The organism is Pseudoclavibacter sp. VKM Ac-2888, assembly GCF_015351285.1.
Taxonomy (GTDB): domain Bacteria; phylum Actinomycetota; class Actinomycetes; order Actinomycetales; family Microbacteriaceae; genus Pseudoclavibacter.
This window is the reverse complement of sequence record NZ_JADKSM010000001.1, coordinates 2,568,817-2,586,322: the sequence shown is the minus strand read 5'-3', so window position 1 is coordinate 2,586,322 and position 17,506 is coordinate 2,568,817. Positions and strand designations below refer to the sequence as shown.

At 69.4% G+C, this 17,506-nt stretch carries 18 protein-coding genes and 1 tRNA gene; 10 read left to right on the top strand and 9 right to left on the bottom strand.

Annotated elements, in window-relative coordinates; genetic code table 11:
• The first annotated feature begins 97 nt into the window (after positions 1-97).
• A complete protein-coding gene (locus ITJ61_RS12185) occupies positions 98-334 on the top strand; it encodes a DUF3072 domain-containing protein (protein ID WP_104243732.1) in 237 nt (78 codons plus the stop codon).
• Positions 335-393: 59 nt separating this feature from the next.
• Here the strand turns inward: ITJ61_RS12185 and ITJ61_RS12180 are convergent.
• A tRNA-Gly gene (locus ITJ61_RS12180) sits at positions 394-467 on the bottom strand.
• Between the two features lie 213 nt (positions 468-680).
• On the opposite strand from ITJ61_RS12180, the gene ITJ61_RS12175 reads away from it, so the two are divergent.
• Entirely contained in the window at positions 681-1,376 is a 696-nt protein-coding gene (locus ITJ61_RS12175) for a hypothetical protein (protein WP_194686322.1), read from the top strand.
• Positions 1,377-1,445: 69 nt separating this feature from the next.
• Here the strand turns inward: ITJ61_RS12175 and ITJ61_RS12170 are convergent, their stop codons facing one another.
• On the bottom strand, positions 1,446-1,619 hold the full coding sequence (locus ITJ61_RS12170; protein ID WP_181058052.1) for a hypothetical protein: 174 nt from the start codon (positions 1,617-1,619) through the stop codon (positions 1,446-1,448).
• 47 nt (positions 1,620-1,666) lie between these two features.
• Between ITJ61_RS12170 and dcd the strand changes: the two genes are divergently transcribed.
• The 3 genes from dcd (at position 1,667) to ITJ61_RS12155 (ending at position 4,113) form a co-directional block, all read left to right on the top strand.
• The gene (gene dcd, locus ITJ61_RS12165; RefSeq protein ID WP_104300105.1) at positions 1,667-2,272 is read left to right on the top strand and encodes a dCTP deaminase; all 606 of its coding nucleotides are present in this window, start codon (positions 1,667-1,669) and stop codon (positions 2,270-2,272) included.
• Positions 2,273-2,428: 156 nt separating this feature from the next.
• Positions 2,429-3,559, top strand: coding sequence for a VIT1/CCC1 transporter family protein (locus tag ITJ61_RS12160; protein WP_194686321.1), 1,131 nt, complete (start codon positions 2,429-2,431; stop codon positions 3,557-3,559).
• A gap of 5 nt (positions 3,560-3,564) precedes the next feature.
• Positions 3,565-4,113, top strand: coding sequence for an NUDIX hydrolase (locus ITJ61_RS12155; protein WP_194686320.1), 549 nt, complete (start codon positions 3,565-3,567; stop codon positions 4,111-4,113).
• Between the two features lie 89 nt (positions 4,114-4,202).
• Here the strand turns inward: ITJ61_RS12155 and ITJ61_RS12150 are convergent, their stop codons facing one another.
• The 3 genes from ITJ61_RS12150 to ITJ61_RS12140 are packed head-to-tail and all read right to left on the bottom strand — an operon-like array spanning position 4,203 to position 7,309.
• Complete coding sequence (locus ITJ61_RS12150; RefSeq protein WP_194686319.1) at positions 4,203-5,273, bottom strand: DUF4333 domain-containing protein; 1,071 nt, start codon at positions 5,271-5,273, stop codon at positions 4,203-4,205.
• 48 nt (positions 5,274-5,321) lie between these two features.
• The gene (locus ITJ61_RS12145) at positions 5,322-6,227 is read right to left on the bottom strand and encodes a hypothetical protein (RefSeq protein WP_194686318.1); all 906 of its coding nucleotides are present in this window, start codon (positions 6,225-6,227) and stop codon (positions 5,322-5,324) included.
• Positions 6,227-7,309, bottom strand: coding sequence for a trypsin-like serine peptidase (locus ITJ61_RS12140; RefSeq protein WP_194686317.1), 1,083 nt, complete (start codon positions 7,307-7,309; stop codon positions 6,227-6,229). Before ITJ61_RS12140 ends, ITJ61_RS12145 begins: the two co-directional genes overlap by 1 nt.
• 145 nt (positions 7,310-7,454) lie before the next feature.
• On the opposite strand from ITJ61_RS12140, the gene ITJ61_RS12135 reads away from it, so the two are divergent.
• Together ITJ61_RS12135 and ITJ61_RS12130 are read left to right on the top strand one after the other, a co-directional pair.
• Complete coding sequence (locus tag ITJ61_RS12135) at positions 7,455-8,540, top strand: LLM class flavin-dependent oxidoreductase (protein WP_228496662.1); 1,086 nt, start codon at positions 7,455-7,457, stop codon at positions 8,538-8,540.
• A 3-nt stretch (positions 8,541-8,543) separates the two neighbouring features.
• Positions 8,544-10,223, top strand: a complete 1,680-nt coding sequence (locus tag ITJ61_RS12130; RefSeq protein WP_194686316.1) for a methyltransferase — start codon at positions 8,544-8,546, stop codon at positions 10,221-10,223.
• A 45-nt stretch (positions 10,224-10,268) separates the two neighbouring features.
• Here the strand turns inward: ITJ61_RS12130 and ITJ61_RS12125 are convergent, their stop codons facing one another.
• Positions 10,269-11,210, bottom strand: coding sequence for a 2-hydroxyacid dehydrogenase (locus ITJ61_RS12125; RefSeq protein WP_194686315.1), 942 nt, complete (start codon positions 11,208-11,210; stop codon positions 10,269-10,271).
• 130 nt (positions 11,211-11,340) lie between these two features.
• On the opposite strand from ITJ61_RS12125, the gene ITJ61_RS12120 reads away from it, so the two are divergent.
• Genes ITJ61_RS12120 through ITJ61_RS12110 form a run of 3 tightly spaced genes read left to right on the top strand, consistent with a single transcriptional unit; the run spans position 11,341 to position 15,008 of the window.
• Positions 11,341-12,789 (top strand): GntP family permease, encoded by a 1,449-nt coding sequence (locus ITJ61_RS12120; protein ID WP_194686314.1) that lies wholly within the window; start codon positions 11,341-11,343, stop codon positions 12,787-12,789.
• Between the two features lie 39 nt (positions 12,790-12,828).
• Entirely contained in the window at positions 12,829-14,079 is a 1,251-nt protein-coding gene (locus tag ITJ61_RS12115) for a CaiB/BaiF CoA transferase family protein (protein WP_194686313.1), read from the top strand.
• On the top strand, positions 14,076-15,008 hold the full coding sequence (locus tag ITJ61_RS12110) for a hydroxymethylglutaryl-CoA lyase (protein WP_194686312.1): 933 nt from the start codon (positions 14,076-14,078) through the stop codon (positions 15,006-15,008). The genes ITJ61_RS12115 and ITJ61_RS12110 overlap by 4 nt, the downstream gene beginning before the upstream one ends.
• A 9-nt stretch (positions 15,009-15,017) precedes the next feature.
• Here ITJ61_RS12110 and ITJ61_RS12105 read toward each other — a convergent pair whose 3' ends face one another.
• Genes ITJ61_RS12105 through ITJ61_RS12095 form a run of 3 tightly spaced genes read right to left on the bottom strand, consistent with a single transcriptional unit; the run spans position 15,018 to position 17,406 of the window.
• Complete coding sequence (locus tag ITJ61_RS12105; protein WP_104243688.1) at positions 15,018-15,821, bottom strand: IclR family transcriptional regulator; 804 nt, start codon at positions 15,819-15,821, stop codon at positions 15,018-15,020.
• A gap of 49 nt (positions 15,822-15,870) precedes the next feature.
• Complete coding sequence (locus ITJ61_RS12100; protein ID WP_228496661.1) at positions 15,871-16,398, bottom strand: hypothetical protein; 528 nt, start codon at positions 16,396-16,398, stop codon at positions 15,871-15,873.
• Between the two features lie 21 nt (positions 16,399-16,419).
• Positions 16,420-17,406, bottom strand: coding sequence for a CPBP family intramembrane glutamic endopeptidase (locus ITJ61_RS12095; protein ID WP_194686311.1), 987 nt, complete (start codon positions 17,404-17,406; stop codon positions 16,420-16,422).
• Positions 17,407-17,506: the final 100 nt, after the last annotated feature.

Genomic DNA, 17,506 nt, shown 5'->3' with positions numbered 1-17,506 from the left:
ACCTACCACCGTGTGGCATCGAGGGCGCTCGGGTTCGAACACATCTTCCCAGGATTCGTCGGGTCGCCAGCCAGGCGAGCCGCCTACTCTCGCCGGTATGGCAGAGACACACGAAGGTGAAATGCTCGGAGCAACCGAGCCCGATGAGAACGGCACGGAGAAGGACCCCTCGAACTGGGTCACCGGCGACGAGCCAATGACCGGCGCGCAGCGCAGCTACCTCGACACGCTTGCCCGCGAGGCTGGCGAAGAGATCCCTGCGGACATCACAAAAGCCGAGGCGTCGGAGCATATCGACCGCCTCCAGCAGAAGACGGGTCGCGGCGAGAGCTGACCGCGGCAAGAGAAAGGGCCAGGCCAGGTCGCGTCCAGCGACCGGCCTGGACTTTTTCGTGGAGCGGATGACGGGAATCGAACCCGCGCTATCAGCTTGGGAAGCTGAAGTTCTGCCATTGAACTACATCCGCGTATTCAGCACCCCGGGGCGATGAACTCCACCATCGTACAACGAAGCCACCTGGGGGTGGTGGCGGCGCGGCCGTGAGGGCCTGCCTGAGGTGCCCACCCAACTCCCCGGAATGTTGCGGTCCAATTTCAGATCTGTCATTGTGGACCGCACGCTGCAGTGGGGCCGACATGGGGGAATTTCGGTTCACTGCTTGACACTTCCAGGGGGAAACATGAGCGATATTCTGCGCGCCGAAAAACAAGGACCGAGCAGGCGGGCGGTCGCATCTGCGGCGGCGTGGGCTCTGCCGACCATTGCCATCGCGGTCTCCGCTCCAGCCCAGGCGAGCTCAGGGGTACCGGCACAGCCGGCGGGCCTGAACGGGTGGATCGCCTTCAGCTGGCCGCAGGCGGGGCGTGGCACCTACGGCATCGAGGGGCGCCCCGGTCAGAAGCACATGTACGGACGCTACGGGCTCTGGGTGACGAATACGACGAGCAAATCCGTCATTGCGAACACGCGAATCGTGGTGCACTACCTTCCCGGTCCGAGCTCATGGTCGCCGAGCGTTTCCTCGTCCTGGAGCAATCTCGACCCGATCGGCACACACGACTTCCCTGAGGGCAGGCACGAGAGCTACCAGATGACCTACCTGCGTACGATCGTGCCGACGGAGGGTGTCACGAACCTCGTCAGCGACATGGTCTTCAAGGGCGACGTCCGCGTTGACGGCAACAAACCGTCCATCTACATCGACAGGTACGTGACGGTGGATGGTGTGGAACTCGCGTTCCGACGGAAGATGGGCACGAACGTGTACACGCCGCTCAACGACAACACCCCACCGAATATGCCGAACACTCCTCGTGACCAGCGCGCATTCAGCGCACCCGACGAGGAACTCGAGTCGGACGCCAGCCCAGCCTGAGGCCGCGCACCTGAGGGGGGAGTGAGCGAACTGAACCTCTGAACCCGACCGGCACCGCGCCGGTCGGGTTCAGTCGCGTTTGGCGACGAGCGCGCGGATGACGAAGAACACGATGACGGCAACCACGGCGACGATGCTCAGTCGAGCCACCATCCAGGCCAAGTGGAAGAGCACGTCGACGAGCCACCACGCGATCACGACGGCCACGATGACGCCGATGACGGTCCACACGTTTCTGCTCACGTCATCAGCCTAGCCTCGCGCATCCGCCGACCAACTAGGCTGACGACGTGCTTCTCAGCGATCGCGACATCAAGCAGGGCGTCGAAGCGGGCCGTATCGGCCTCGAGCCGTACGAGCCCGGGCTCGTGCAGCCCTCGAGCATCGACGTGCGCCTCGACAGGTACTTCCGGCTGTTCGACAACCACAGGTACCCGTTCATCGACCCGGCAGAGGAGCAGCCGGAGCTGACGAGGCTGGTCACGTCGAAGCCAGACGAGCCGTTCGTGCTGCACCCAGGCGAGTTCGTGCTCGCCTCCACGTTCGAACGCGTCACCCTCGGCGACGATGTCGCTGCTCGGCTCGAAGGCAAGAGCTCGCTCGGCAGGCTCGGGCTGCTCACGCACTCGACAGCCGGATTCATCGACCCCGGCTTCACGGGGCACGTCACGTTGGAGCTGTCGAACGTCGCGACGCTCCCCATCAAGCTCTGGCCCGGCATGAAGATCGGCCAGCTCTGCTTCTTCCAGCTCTCGAGTGCCGCGGAGCACCCCTACGGCTCCGCGATCTACAGCTCCCGCTACCTCGGGCAGCGCGGCCCGACCGCTTCGAGGTCGTTCATGAACTTCACCCGTGCCGACGTCTCGGTCACCGAGGCGGGCGCGGCCGGCGAGTAGCTCGAGAAAGGCGGCGAGGCGCTCCGCTCCGGTGCGCCGAACTTCTCTGCGAGGTTGCGGAAACCGGGGCGTGCGCACGTAGCGTTGGGGCAACGTTGTCAACGATGCCCGTGCTCCATTCGGGCTCGAGGCGTCCCCACGAAGGATGCATGGCCCATGCCGCAGACACCACCCCCGCAGCCGCAGCGCGGGCCCGGAACCGGGGATCTCTCCCGCGAGCCGAGCGCTGCCGACATTCGCCGCTGGCGCCGCTACCTCGCCGATGAGCGCGCCGAAGGGTCCGTGTACCGAGACCTCGCGGCGAAGCGCGAGGGCGAGGAGCGTGAGATCCTGCTGGGTCTCGCGAGCGCCGAGGTGCGGCACGAGGAGCACTGGCTGAGCCTCCTCGGCCCGGCGGGCGACGGCGGGGTGCGCGCACAACTCGGCACGCGCCTCTTCGGCTGGTTCGCGCGCCGCTTCGGCTCTCTCTTCGTGCTGGCGCTCATCCAGCGAGCAGAGTCACGTTCGCCGTACGAGCGCGAAGCGGACGCGACCCCCGAGATGGCGGCAGACGAGCGCATCCACGAGGAGGTCGTGCGGGGCCTGGCAATGCGCAGCCGCTCCCGCATGTCTGGCGGTTTCCGGGCGGCGGTGTTCGGCGCCAACGACGGGCTCGTCTCGAACCTCGCCCTCGTGCTCGGCATCGGCGCGACCGGTGCGCCCACGGTGATCATCCTCGCGACGGGCCTCTCCGGGCTCCTCGCCGGAGCGTTGTCGATGGCGGCGGGCGAGTACGTGTCCGTCCGTTCGCAGCGTGAGCTCCTTGAGGCGTCGACGCCAAGCCCGGATACTCCCCAGACCATCCAGCGGCTCGACGTGAACGCGAACGAGCTGGAGCTCGTCTACCGTGCCCGCGGCATGGGCGAGGACGAGGCTCGCAGCTACGCGCACCGCGTGTTCGCGCTGCAGGGCGCCGACCCGGAATCCGGCCCGATCTCGCTGCAGTCCGCCGAGGAAGAGCACGAGGAGCTCGGTACCGCATGGACCGCGGCCCTCTCCAGCTTCTGCTTCTTCGCCGGCGGCGCGCTCCTCCCGGTGCTTCCCTACATCTTCGGAATGAGCGGGATCGCCGCCGTGGCGGTGTCCGCGGCGGTCGTCGGAGTCGCGCTTCTCTCGACGGGCGCCATCGTCGGCGTGCTGTCTGGCGGTCCGCCGTGGCGTCGCGCCGGACGCCAGCTGCTCATCGGCTTCGGGGCCGCGGCCGTGACGTACGTGCTCGGCCTCGTCTTCGGAGTTGCGGTTGGATAGGGCCCATGCCCATTCCTGAGTTCGTCGCCGAGCTGCGCGCCAAGATCGGGCCGGAGCATCCGCTCTGGCTTGCTGGTTCGACTGCCGTCATCATCCGCCCCGCGATGGCACCCGCTGGTGTGTCCGCTGCCAGCGGTGAGGAGGTGCTGCTCGTGCAGCGTTCCGACAATGGGGTGTGGAGCCCGGTGACGGGCATCGTCGACCCGGGCGAGCATCCGGCGACGGCTGCCGTGCGGGAGAGCCTCGAGGAGGCGATGGTCGAAGTCCGCGTCGAGCGGCTCGTGCGTCTCAGCGTCTCGCCGAAGATCGTGCACGCGACGGGTGACCGCGCCCAGTACTGCGACCTCGTCTTCCGCTGCTCCTGGGTGTCCGGGGAGGCGGCGGTCGGCGACGACGAGTCGGTGGATGTCGCCTGGTTCCCCGTGGATGCCCTGCCCGAGATGCCCGAGCATCTCGCCTCCCGTGTGGCCGTCGCCGTCGCGGACCGGCCCGAGTGCGAGCTGCTCGTGGACGGGGTGCCGCTGCCGATCGTCGGACCCGGAGGCTCTCGGTAGGCGTGCTGGCACCGGTCGCCGGTGCTCGTGCTGGCGCGCGCCCATGTGAGTGCGGGGTGCGGGGTGCGGGTGGAGTTTCCCCTGCCGGGCTACTCCGGGGCGCCGACGACGACCTGGCCGTCGGCTGACGAGACGGTGACGGTCACGGACTGCTCCTGCTCGGCGTACGTGAACGTGCATTGGAACTCGGCGCCTTGATCGGCCTTGACCTGCTCTGGGCAGACGACGTCGGTCACCTCGACGAGACCGAAGTCGTCTTGCAGCACGCGCGTGACCTCAGCCTGCAGCGGCTCCGCGGCGAGCACGCTGCCGTTGCTCTGTCCGATGAAGTAGCCACCGAGACCTGCGATGAGCGCCGCCGCGGGAATCGCGAGGATCAGGAGCAGACGAGAGTTGCGCTTCGGCCTGCCTGCCGGAGCCAGCCCTGGCCCTGGCCCGAACTGCTGGCCCTGGACGCCGGGCCCTTGGGTGCCTGGTCCTTGGGTGCCTGAGCCTGGGTAGCCAACCGGCGGCTGCTGGTAGCCGAAGCCCTGCTGTGTCGAGGATGCGGGAGCTGGCGCCCCGTAGGTGGCGCTCGGAACACCGTAGGCGGCGTTCGGGGTCGCATACCCGGAGCCATACCCGGAGTCGTACCCGGAGCCGGCTCCAGGCCCGAAGCCGGACGCCGATGCCGCGTGAGCGCCGGGACCGTACGCGCTGGGGGTTGACCTCGCGCCTGACGCCGTCCCGAACTGGCTGGTCTGGCTGGTCTGGCTGGTCTGGCCGGCCTGACCGGCGTTACTCGCACCTGGCGTCGCCGATGCGGCCGGGTACCCGGGCTGGGGGAACGGCTGGCCGTACTGGGAAGGCTGCTGATGCTGTGCCGGCTGCTGGCCCTGACCCTGCTGACCCTGCTGGCCCGGCGCATATTGCTGGTTCTGGCCCTGGCCCTGGCCCTGGTTCTGGTGCTGGTGCTGGTTCTGGCCCTGGCCCTGGCCCTGATTCTGGTTCTGACCGTAGTGCTGTTCCGGCCCCGACCCCTGGCCGGGCCCGTGCGGTCGATGAGCCTGCTGCCCCTGCTGCCCCTGCTGCCCCTGCTGCTCCTGCCGCCCCGGCTGCGGGTCGCGCGGATCGTTGGGGTCGCGCGGCCTCTGCGGGCCGCCCTGCGGTGGGAAGGTCATCGTGGTTCCTCCAGCTTGCTTGCTGCGACGTGCATGAGCGGGCCCGGCCTAGCCGGTTCTCGCGTTCCCGATCGCATCCCAGAACGCGCTCGCCTGATCTGCAGTCACATTGGTCACGTACTGAGGCGCGAGCGACGCGGGGTCATCCGGCAGATCGTCGGCAGTCGGCGTGCCCGTGATCTCGAATCCGAACTGCACCTCGACGTCGAGCGATGCCGCATCCATCGTGCCGTTCACCTCGATCTTCTGCACGATGCCGTCAGCGCCGACCCACACGTGCAGCGGGAGCAGGGTGCCGAGCTCGTCGTCGCTGAGCTGCGAGCGGAGGTCGTCGCCCAGCGTGTACAGCCCGGCCTCCTCGAGCGAGTCGAACGTGACCGCCGACGTGAAGTGCCTGCTGCCATCTGCCGAGACCTCGAGCTTCTCGGGAAGCTCCTCGCCGTTGCTCTCCTTCGACAGCTGCCATGCCTTCACCAGATTGCACATGTAGATGACGGTGCCGAGGATGCACGTGCGCTGCGGGTCGTTCGCGCGGTCGAGGTCGCCCATCGGCAGGCGTGCCCACGGGGTCGAGACGACCGTCGTGTAGGCGCTGCCGAAGAGGTAGTAGGTGTAGTCGCTGCCAGCGATGTGGACCTCGTCGATGGAGGTTCCCGCCTCGGCGGTCGACTCCTTCGTGACGTAGGACGCGCCGACCACGCTCGTCTCGTGCTGTGTGCTGAGCGTCGCCCCGGTCGAGGCCTTGCCGTGCGTGTAGGCGGTGGCGGAGAAATTCTCGACCTTGGCGAGGCCCTCGACGAGGGAGTCGCCGAGCAGCTCCGCGCCGGTGTCGGCGTGGTACTCGAGCTTCGCCTCGTGGTTCGCGACCGCTGTCGGGGTCGTCGTCGCGCATCCGGAGAGCACGAGCCCGACGAGCAGCGCGGTCGCACCTGCGATGAGGCGTTGGGTGCGCATCAGGACCCCCCGAGCTCGTTGTACAGCGACAGCGCGGTCTGGCCGAGCACCGAGCCCTCCCACCGGAACGGCGGGTTCGCCGACGAGAGGACGGTCGACGAGGTTGCGGCGACGTAGCCGGCCCCGATCGCCGTGTCGTAGTAGACGAGCCAGGCCCCACCCGAGCCTCCCGGCGTCATGCTGCACATGTGGGTGTATCCGCCTGCTGAGCCCTCCCGCCACTGGCTGGAGGCGCACATGTACTCCTCAGAGCCGTCGTAGGGGCTCGCACTCGGATAGCCGACCTGCGTGATCGCCTTGGCCGGGACCCCGAAGGCGATGCCCTGCCCGCCCGTCACGTCCTGGATGCGCTTGCCGTCTTTCTCCTCCATCACGAGGAACGCGAAGTCGTTGTTCCAGCCCTCCCCGTACACGCCCTGGTCGCCGTAGTTGGCGTTGTCGAGGAAGTGCTGCGGGATGCTGTAGTCGGTGGCTGCCCAGCGACCGTACGGCTGCTCGGCCCCGTCGCCGCGGTCGCCGGGGATGAAGACGACGTTGCTCGCGATGGCCTTGTTGCTCTCGAAGTCGACGAGGCAGTGCGCCGCCGTGACGACGATGTTGCGCTCGCCGGAGTTCACGACCGTCGCCGAGCACACCGCGAGACCACTCGCGAACGACATGTACAGGCGACCGAAGGTGGATGCGCCGAGCCCGGCACGGTCGTAGGGCACCGCCTCCGAGACATCTCCGTAGCCGTTCGCCGACTCGGCAGCGGGCACCGAGGTGGTCGGCGGGACGAACGCGCCGGTCGCCGGGTCGCCGACGCCGACCGTGATGCCGTTGTCTGGTGCCGTGTAGTCGAAGCCCTCGGCGTTCTTGAACATGTCGGGGTCTGACCAGAAGTCGTGCGATTCCTGCGCCGAGGACTCGAACGAGTCGCGCAGGCTGACCGTGCCGCCCTCGATGGGCGCGTCGACGGCGTCGTACCCATTTGCCGAGGGAGTCGCCGTCGCGCTCACCGAGCACCCCGCGAGCAAGGCGACCGCAGCGAGCGCGCCGATGCTCGCGAGCAGAGCCCGTGGTCGGCGACGGTGTCGGGTCATGGGGTCTCCTTCGGCACGCTGGGTATGCCGTTCGTTGTCATGCTACGCAGAGCCACCGACACTCAGGCCGCGAACCTGCCGAAAACCCCGGTGGTGGGGACTTCTCCCCGTGAGGCTGCCGAGGCCATCCAGGAATAGCGGCGGGATGGTGCGCGTTGCCCCGACCATGCCAGGAACGCCCACGCTCTCCGTGCTCGACCTCATCCCCGTCGCCGAAGGGCAGTCGAGTGCCGACGCCGTGGCCGCATCCGCCCGCCTGGTGCGGCGAGCCGACGAGCTCGGGTACCACCGCTACTGGGTCGCCGAGCACCACAACACCGAACTCGTCGCCTCGACGACACCGCCCGTGCTGCTCGCGGCTCTCGGCGCGGGAACGCAGCGTATCCGCCTCGGCTCGGGCGGCGTCATGCTGCCGAACCACGCACCCTTCGTCATCGCCGAGCAGTTCGCGACCCTCGAGTCGCTCTACCCCGGGCGCATCGACCTCGGACTGGGCCGCGCGCCCGGCACCGACCCGTTCACCGCCGCCGCGATGCGTCGCGATCTCTCCCGTGATCGCGTCGACGAGTTCCCCAACGACGTGCTCGAGCTCATGGGCTACCTGGGCGATGTGAGGGCGGAGCACGACCGCGAGGTGCTCAATCGCCTCCGAGTCAGCCCGGGGGCGAAGACGAATCCCCAGATCTGGCTCCTCGGTTCGAGCCTCTACGGGGCAGAGCTGGCCGCCGCCTTCGGCCTGCCGTACACCTTCGCGCACCACTTCGCGATGCACGCTGACCCGAAAGCCGCCGCCGACCACTACCGCGACCACTTCGTGCCGTCGCCCGTGCTCGCCGAACCGCACTTCATGGTGTCGGTCTCCGCGATCGCCGCGGAGACGGTCGATGAGGCCACCCGCCTCGCGCTCCCCAGCAGGGCGGCCATGCACCAGATCCGGTTCGGCCGCCCTACGAGGGTCCTCTCGCCAGAGGGCGCCGCCGCGTACGCGGACCGGATGCAGGACCGCTCCCTCTACGACGCGACGACCGGCACGCAGCTCGTCGGGACCCCCGAGATGGTCGCCGACGGCATCGACCGCCTCATCGAGCGCACGGGGGCCGACGAGGTGATCCTCGCCGCCACGACGCACGACGTGGAGGTGCGCATCCGCACGATCGAGGCGCTCGCGGAGCTGCGCGACCCGGCAGCCTGGGAGCCGCGCGCGACTGTCGGTGCACATCCGCATAATTGACGGGTGACTTCCCACGCGCGCCATGCCTCTTCCGCCTCCACTCCTGACGACTTCACGTTCGACGACCCGAGCGACGCCCCCGACAGCACCGACGAGGCGCTGCTCCGCGCGCTCGCGGTGACGTTCGCCGGCGCTGGCTTCACCGTCGACGGGGTCGAGTCGCGTCTGGGGGCCGAAGCGGCGGATGCGCTGCACCGCGACCTGCTCGAGCCTGCGTCGTTCGCCCTCTCGCGTGAGCCGGACGACGCGCTCTCCGCGCTCATCCGCCTGTTCGTGCTCGCGGAGACCGTCGAGGCGGGCGACGTCCCGGCACTCGACGAGTTGCTCGCGGCCCGCCTCGTTGCTCGCGTCCCGCGCCGGAGCCCCACGGAATCGGCTCAGGAGGCCAGCGCCGAGGAGCTCGCGGACGAGCTCGTGGTCGCACTCGTCGACGTGCGCCCGTACGCGAGCGAGGGCGTCAACGGCAGCGTCGAGATGTGGGTCGCCTCCGACCTCGGCGGTGTGCAGCTCGGCCGCGACCAGCCGCTGCGCCGCGACCACGTCGTCGGCATCGGGCCGGCGACGACGCTGCTCGCCCAGCTCACCCCGCGGGAACCCGTCGCCCGCGCGCTTGACCTCGGCGTCGGCATGGGCGTGCAGACCATGCACCTGCTCGCCCACACCAGGCACGTCGTCGCGACCGACATCTCGGAGCGCGCCCTCGCGTTCGCGAAGTTCAACCTGCTGCTCAACGCCGAGGCGCTCGGCATCGCCCCCGGCGGCCTCGAGGACCGCGTGAGCCTGCGCCTCGGAAACATGCTCGAGCCCGTCGCCGGCGAGCACTTCGACCTGTTCGTGTCGAATCCGCCGTTTGTCATCACGCCCCGACGCGAGGGCGAAGGCGGAAGCGACCAGTACACGTACCGTGACGGTGGCAAGCCGGGTGACAGCATCGTCGAGGGGCTCGTGCGCGACCTCGGCACGGTGCTCGCCCCGGGCGGCGTCGCCTGCATGCTCGGCAACTGGGAGGTGCGGGAGGGCGACGCCAACTGGCACTCGCGCCTCGAGACGTGGCCCGCGAACGATGTCGACCTGTGGGTCGTGCAGCGCGAGGACGCGACACCTGTGGAGTACGCCGATATGTGGTTGAAGGATGCGGCTGAGAACGCCGAGCTCTCGAGCTGGCAGCACGCATTCCGCCGCTACCTGCAGGACTTCGCGAGCCGCGATGTCGAGCGCATCGGCATGGGCATGTTCTTCCTCCGCCGCACCCACGAGGGCGCCGTCGGCGGTCCGCTGCGCCGCTTCGAGCACCTCACGCACGCGCTCGGCCACCCGCTCGCCGCGCACATCCGCGACGGCTTCGAGGCCATCACCTGGCTGCGCGGGGTCGACGACGACGAGCTCTTCGACGAGCCGCTGGTCGTGGCCGCCGACGTGACCGAGGAGCGCCACTCGCGGCCAGGCGACGAGGACCCGAGCATCATCATGCTCCGCCAGGGCGCGGGGTTCCGCCGCACCATGTCGATGTCGACGGAACTCACCGGCTTCGTGTCGGTGTGCGACGGTGAGCTCGTCGGGTCGCAGATCGTCACCGCCATCGCATCGCTCGTCGATGTCGAGGAAGAGGCCCTGCGCGCGAGCCTCGTGCCCGACGTGCGCGAGCTCGTGGCGCTCGGCTTCCTCGAGCCGCGCTGGCGGTAGGAGGTCAGCCGGGCCGGCGACGCCGAGCGTGCTCGCTTCCCGCCGTCATGGGTGCGCCACGACGTTCTCCGGCGCCTCGCCGGCCAAAAGCGCGCGGAGCTGCCGGTCGATGAGTGCGACCATGCGCGGATGCATCGCCGAGGAAGCGCCCCCGACGTGCGGGGTGATGAGTGCGCCGTCGAGATCCCAGAGCCGGTGCCCCGGCGGCAGCGGCTCGGGGTCGGAGACGTCGAGGGCGGCCCGGATGCGGCCGGCCTCGAGCGCGGCGATGAGCGCCTCCGTGTCGATGACTGGTCCGCGCGCGACGTTCACGAGGAGCGACCCCTGTCGCATCGCGGCGAGGAAGCTCGCATCGACGAGGTGCCTGGTCTCGTCGGTCAGCGGCACCGTGAGGATCACCACGTCTATCCCGGGGAGCAGCGCCTCGAGGCTCGAGATGGGGTGCACGCGGTCGGGCCCGCCATCGGCTCCGCGGGCGGAGCGCGCGAACCGGAGCACGTTCACCTCGAAGCCGCTCAGTCGATGCTCGATGGCCTTGCCGACGCCGCCGTACCCGACGATGGCCACCGTGCGGTCGGCGAGGCTCTGGCCGGGCTGCTGATGCCACACGTGCCGCTGCCCTGCCGTCGTGTACTCGGGGATGCGGCGGAGCGACGCGAGCGTGAGCCCGAGTGCGAGCTCGGCCGTGGAGGCCTCGTGCACGGAGCGCGCGTTGGCAACCGTGTGACCAGCGGGCAGGTGGGCGAGCACGTCCTCGTACCCGATCGTCTGGGCCTGGACGAGTCGCGTCGTCGTGCGCCCGAGGCTCGCGGTGAGGCTCGGGTCCTGCTGATAGGGGAGCACGACGAGGTCGATGTGCGGGGCGGGTGACGGCGTCGTCAGATCCCAGGTGATGCACTCGAGGCTGGCGGCGATCTCGAGCTGCGTGATCGAGGCCGCGAGGGCGGGGGTCGGCACCGAGACGAGGAGCTGTTCGCTGCGGGTCACGATACGGGCTCTTGCTTACATACTGAGTTCATGCACATAATGTAAGCCAGACGCGGTCTCAAGCCAAGCAACTCCTGTTCTCCACCAGTGAGGCCCAGACCGCGCGAGACCCCACCTCGATTGGACGACAATGACGTCAGAGATCATCACGATCATCCACACGGCGATCGCCATCCTCGGCGTCGTCGTGCTCATCACGCGCTTCCGGCTGAACCCCGCCGTCGCCCTCGTGATCGGCTCCCTCTACCTGGGACTCGCCACGGGGCATCCGCCGACCGAGACCATCGGCACGATCACCGGCGGCTTCGGGGAGATCATGGCCGAGGTCGGCCTCCTCATCACCTTCGGCGTGCTGCTCGGCTCGATGCTCAGCGAGATGAACGCCATCCAGCGACTCGTCTCGCACCTGCTGCGCATCTTCGGCCCCAAGGGGCTGCCGTACGCGATGGGGCTCACGATCGGCACCGTGCTCCAGTCGATCTTCCTCGACGTGCTCCTCGTGATCTCCGCGCCGCTCGCTCGCAAGATGGCGCCGCTCATCGGCAAGCACGGCACGCCACGCATCGCGACGGCCCTCGCCATCGGCCTCGAATGCGGGATCGTCTTCATGGTGCCCGGCGTCGCAGCCCTCGCGCTCGCGGGCGTGCTCGGCGTTCCCCTCGGACAGATGCTGCTCTTCGGCCTCATCGTGATCGTGCCGACCATCGTCATCTCGATCTTCATCATGACGCTGCTGTTCCGCATCGGCTTCTGGAAGGAGAAGCTGGACGAGACGCAGCCCGTCGAAGGTGAGGACGGAGCGGACGACAGCATCGACGCCTCCCCAGAGCCCGTCGCGCCCCTCAAGACCGAGAGCATCCCAGTCGGCGACCGACTCAGCAAGGTCGGCGGCGTCCCCCGCGGCGTCGCCGTCGCCGAGCGCACCACGACCTCCGAGCCGAAGCTCATCCTGCTCTTCGCGCCGCTCCTGCTCTGCCTCGGCCTCATCGCGACGGGCGCGATCCTGCAGATCGTCGGCGTCGAGATCGACGCGCTTGTCCTCGTGACCGACCCCGTCTTCGCGCTGCTCCTCGCCGTGCTCGGCACGAGCATCATCGGCAGGCTCACGGTCGGCGGCAAGGCGGTCGAGAAGTCGGTTGTCGCGGGCTTCCGCGAAAGCGGTCAGATCCTCATCCTCACGGGTGTGGGCGGTTCGCTCGCGGCGACCGTCGCGGCGACCGGCCTCGGCGACATCCTCGGGCAGGCGTTCAGCGCCAACAGCTTCGCGCCACTCCTCATCGTCTGGGCCATCGCGGCCGTGCTGCACATCGCCGTCGGCTCGGTGACGATCTCGGCGATCACCGCCGCAGGCATCCTCGCGCCCATCGCGTCCGTCATCGGCCTCGACCCGATCCTCATCGCCCTCGCGGCGGGAGCCGGCTCGCTCTTCGCGGTGCACGTCACCAGCAACACGTTCTGGCTCCTGCAGTCGTTGCTCGGACAGACGACACGGGGCACGCTCAAGACGTGCACCATCGGTGTGTCCGTCGCCTCGGTGGTCGCGTTGCTCGTGACCCTTGTCCTCAGCATCTTCATCTGACCCGCACGCACCGACCGATCACGTCCGGAAAGGACCGACATGCACACCAACGCCAAGATCGCCCCGCTCGCGGGAGTCCGCGTGCTCGAGCTCGGGAACTTCATCGCAGCCCCGACGGCAGGGCGGATGCTCGCCGACTTCGGCGCCGAGGTCATCAAGGTCGAGCGGCCCGGAACGGGAGACGAGCTGCGCTCGTGGCGCCTGCATCCCGGTGCGACGACGTCCATGCTGTTCCACACCATCAACCGCAACAAGAAGTCGATCACCCTCGATCTCCGGACCGAGGAGGGGCGGGAAGCGGTGCGCGCGCTCGCCGCCGACTGCGACGTGGTCCTCGAGAACTTCCGTCCGGGCACCATCGAGCGGTGGGGGATCGGGCCGGACGTGCTCAACGAGATCAACCCGGAAATCGTCATCGGCCGTATCTCCGCCTTCGGGCAGACGGGGCCCCTCTCGAGCCGGCCGGGGTTCGCCGCCGTCGCGGAGGCCATGGGCGGGTTCAGGAACCTCGTCGGCGACCCGGACCGCGCCCCCGTCCGCGTCGGCGTCTCGATCGGCGACTCCATCGCGGGCGTGTACGCCGCCTACGGCGTGATGATGGCGATGTTCCAGCGTGAGCAGCGCCGCGGCGCCGGCCTCGGTCCCGCGCCGCTCGAGGAGCGGGTCATCGACGTCGCCCTCAACGAGGCCATGTTCTCCATGATGGAGTCGCTCATCCCCGACTACCAGGCGCACGGGGTGGTCCGTGAGCGGGTCGGCGGGCGGATGGAGGGCATCGCCCCCACCAACGCGTACGTGTGCGGGGATGCGAAGAGCGTCGTGATCGCGGGCAACGCCGACGCGATCTTCGTGCGCTTCATGGGCATCATCGGGAGAGACGACCTCGCCCGCGACCCGGGCCTCGCGACCAACAATCTCCGCTGGGACCGGCGCGACGAGCTCGACGCCGCGATCGGCGCGTGGACGGCGACGCTCCCCGCCGAGGAGGTGCTCGACATCCTCGACGACGCCGGCGTCCCCTCCGGCCCGATCTACACTGCCGAGGACATCAGCGCGAGCCCGCAGTACGCGGCCCGCGACATGATCCAGAAGTTCGACGTGACCGACGGAGGCACCACCGTCGAGGGTGTCGGCTTCCCGGGCATCGTCCCGGTCCTCGGCGGCGCCTCCCTGCCGATTCGCACGCTCGCGCCCGGGCTCGGCCAGGACACCGAGGCGGTGCTCGCGGCCTACGCGGGCCGCAGCGGGCAGACTCAGACCGACGACAACAGCAAGGTGGACGCACGATGAGCCAGAACCCGATCACCTCCGCGCGTCTGCGCGACGTCACCCTGCGCGACGGCCTGCAGCTCACCGGCAAGCTGCTGTCGACCCAGCGCAAGGTCGAGCTCGCGCGCGAGCTCTTCTCGGCCGGGGTACCAGAGCTCGAGATCGGCTCGATGGCGCGCGGCGACCTCGTCCCGCCCATGGCCAACACGCTCGAGGTCATCGAGGCGCTCACCCCGGAGGAGCTCGAGCACAGCTGGGTGTGGGTCGCGACCCCGCGGCACATCGAGAAGGCCGCGGCCGCCGGGGCGAAGAACTTCCAGTACTGCCTCTCGGTCTCCGACGCCCACAACCAGGCGAACATCGGGCGTACCACCGACACGAGTCTCGCGGCCATGCCGGACGCCGTCGCCCTGACCCGTCAGGCCGGCGGGCGCATCCAGCTGTGCCTCGCGACCTCCTTCACGTGCCCCTTCGACGGGCAGGTCGACCCGGACCGGGTCATCCGGATCGCCAACGACCCCAGGGCCGAGGGCGCTGAGGACATCGTCATCTGCGACACCCTGGGCCAAGCGCACCCTGGACAGGTGTCCTCGCTCATCTCCAGGGTCGTCGCCGAGTCGCCGAAGCGGGAGATCGTGTTCCATGGCCACGACACCTGGGGTGCGGGCGTCACGAACTCGATCGCGGCGGTCCTCGCGGGTGCGAGCGTCGTCGACGGCGCGCTCGGAGGGCTCGGCGGATGCCCGTTCGCTCCGGGGGCCAGCGGCAACACGGCCACGGAGGACCTGCTCTTCGCGATGCGCCCCGAGTGGCTCACTCCGGCGGCGTTCGCCCAGATCGTCCGCGAATCGGAGGCGCTGCTCGTCGACCTCGAAGAGCCGAACCGATCGAAGGCCCGCCAGGGCGCTCGCTCCAAGGCCCCCGCGTTCGAATGGGTCGTGCCGGCGTAGGCTGCGACGCTACTCGGCGGGAGCGCGACCGCCGATGAGGCGCGTCGCGCGTTCGGCCGTCTCGACGAGCATCGGAGCCCAGTCCTCGAGCATCTTCGGCTGGATGCGGGCGGCCGGCCCGCTCACTCCCAGCGCCATCCGCACCCGTCCGCTCGGCTCGAACACCGGGGCTGCCACCCCCACGAGGCCGTCGATGCGCTCGTTGCGGGTGATCGCGAACCCGTCTTCCCTGGTCTGCTCGAGCACGGCTCTCAGCTCGACCGGGTCGGTGATGGTGCTTGCCGCGAGGTCGGGGATCGGCCCGGCGAGGATGCTCTCGCGGAGGTCAGCGTTCCAGGCGAGCAGGACCCGCCCCGCGGAACCGACCGTGAGCGGCGCGACCTTGCCGACGTGGACATCCTGCTTCAGCTCGTGCCGCGTCTCGTCGACTGCGATGCAGACGCGGTAATCGTCATCGGCGCGGAAGAGGGTCGCGCTCTCGCCGGTCGCCTGACGCAGCTCGCGCAGGAGCGGCGCGAGCAGGTCGATCGCTTTGATGCCCCGGACGGCTGGCGCAGACCAGTACGCCATCCTCAGCCCGATCCGGAACCGGTCGTCGTCGCGGTCGAGGAAGCCCTGCGAGACGAGATTCGTCACGAGACGCTGCGTCGTGGAGGTGGGCAGGCCGGTCTTCGTGCGGATCTCCGCGAGCGACAGTGAGGGCGACTCGAGGGTGAAGCTGTCGAGGATGTCCGTGATCTTGCCGAGCACCAGCAGCGGGGCGACGCCCGAGTTTCCGGTGGCTGGCGGGGCTGCGCTGCCGGAATCAGTCATACATGGAATCTAGAGCATCGGCTCGCTCGATCGCCGACGACGGCGTGGTTCAGCGCTGGCCCTGAGCGTCGCCGCGCCGGAACGGGGCGAGCAGCTCGCGTCGGTCGCGCCACGCGGCGGTCGACCAGAGCGCCAGCGCGATGAGCAGCACCTGGAACGGCAGGCGGATGAGCCGGGCCGCGTCGGTATCCAGGCCGAACGCATCCGTCCCCGTGACGTACTGGGAGATGTTCCCGGGGAAGACCGCCAGGAAGAACGCGGCGACGACGAAGCCGACGGCGACCCGCCAGCGGCCCGCCGCGATGAGCGCCAGCCCCAGCAGCACCTCGACGACGCCGGAGGCGAGCACGACGAAGTCCGCGTCGAGCGGCAGCCACGTCGGCACCTGCGCCTGAAACTCGGCGCGTGCGAACGACAGGTGCGCGGCCCCCGCGAACAGCAGGAATCCGCCGAGCACCACGCGCGCGATCGTCCGCGCCACCGAGGTCCGGGGCGTGCGCCCCGCGTGCGTCGTGCGCGCGTCCTGTGGCGCGCTGGAGCCGGCCGGTCGGTGGTCTGCTGGCGGTGAAGTCTGCATCCGCCAAGTCTGCGCCCTCCGCTACGGGTGCACCTGCGGGTTGCCTTGGTGCAGCTGCGGCGCCACCTGCGTCGGCGCGGGCTTGGACGGCGCGAACTGCTTCGTCGCGAGGAGCACGGCCACGAAGATCAGCGGCACGATCCATCCGGTCCAGCCGAGGATCGTGGCCTGCGTCGTGTCGACCCGCTCGCCGGCCGCGGCGAACAGCAGGTACGAGCCGGCTGCGGCGTTGAAGGCACCGTGTGCGAGCGCGGCCGGCCACACCGATTCCGAGCGGATGCGCAGCCACGCGAACACGGCCCCGACGAGGATGCACATCCCCGTCATCATGGTCAGCCCGAGCCAGCCTGGCGCATCCACGTAGTTGTAGCCGAGGAGGATCAGCGGTGCGTGCCAGAGGCCCCAGATGAGGCCCGAGATGAGCAGCGCGGGGACGGTGCCGAGCCTCAGGAGCTTCGGGAGCAGCCAGCCGCGCCACCCCAGTTCCTCGCCGAGGGCGGGGATGAGGTTGAGGAACGCGCCGACGGGGATGCTCACGAGCTGCAGCAGCACGAGCACGACAACCGGGAGGGGGAGCTCGAGGTTGCCGACGCCCTCGGCGGCGAGCTGCTCGTCGAGCATCGCCTGGAAGCCGGAGAAGTTCACGAGGTCCATGGAGTAGACGCCGAAGAGGGCGCCGATGGGCAGGGCGGCGAAGATGAGGGCAACCGGGACGACGACGGCGAGCGCCAGGTACGCGATGAGTCTGCCCGCCGGCTTCAGCGGCACGAGGCCGAGCGCGCGCCACGGCCGTGCAGGGCGCTCGACGGCGAACACCGTGACCAGGGCGGCGACTGCCGGGGTCAGCATCATGGCGATCGAGATGACGGGGAACCAGGGGTTGGCGAGCCCATCGCCGAGCCAGAGGGGAAGCGCGACCAGCCAGGAGAGGCCGAACGCCAACGCCAGGAAGACGCAAACGGAGAGCTTGTCACGGGTGGACGGGGTGGTCGGCGTTGTCGTCTGCACCGTTCCAGCCTGGCGTCACGGAACGCGTCCTGTCAAAGAAACGCGAGCAACGCGGCGAGAAGCGGCGGTGGATGCGGCAGCGGATGCGGAAAAGGGATGC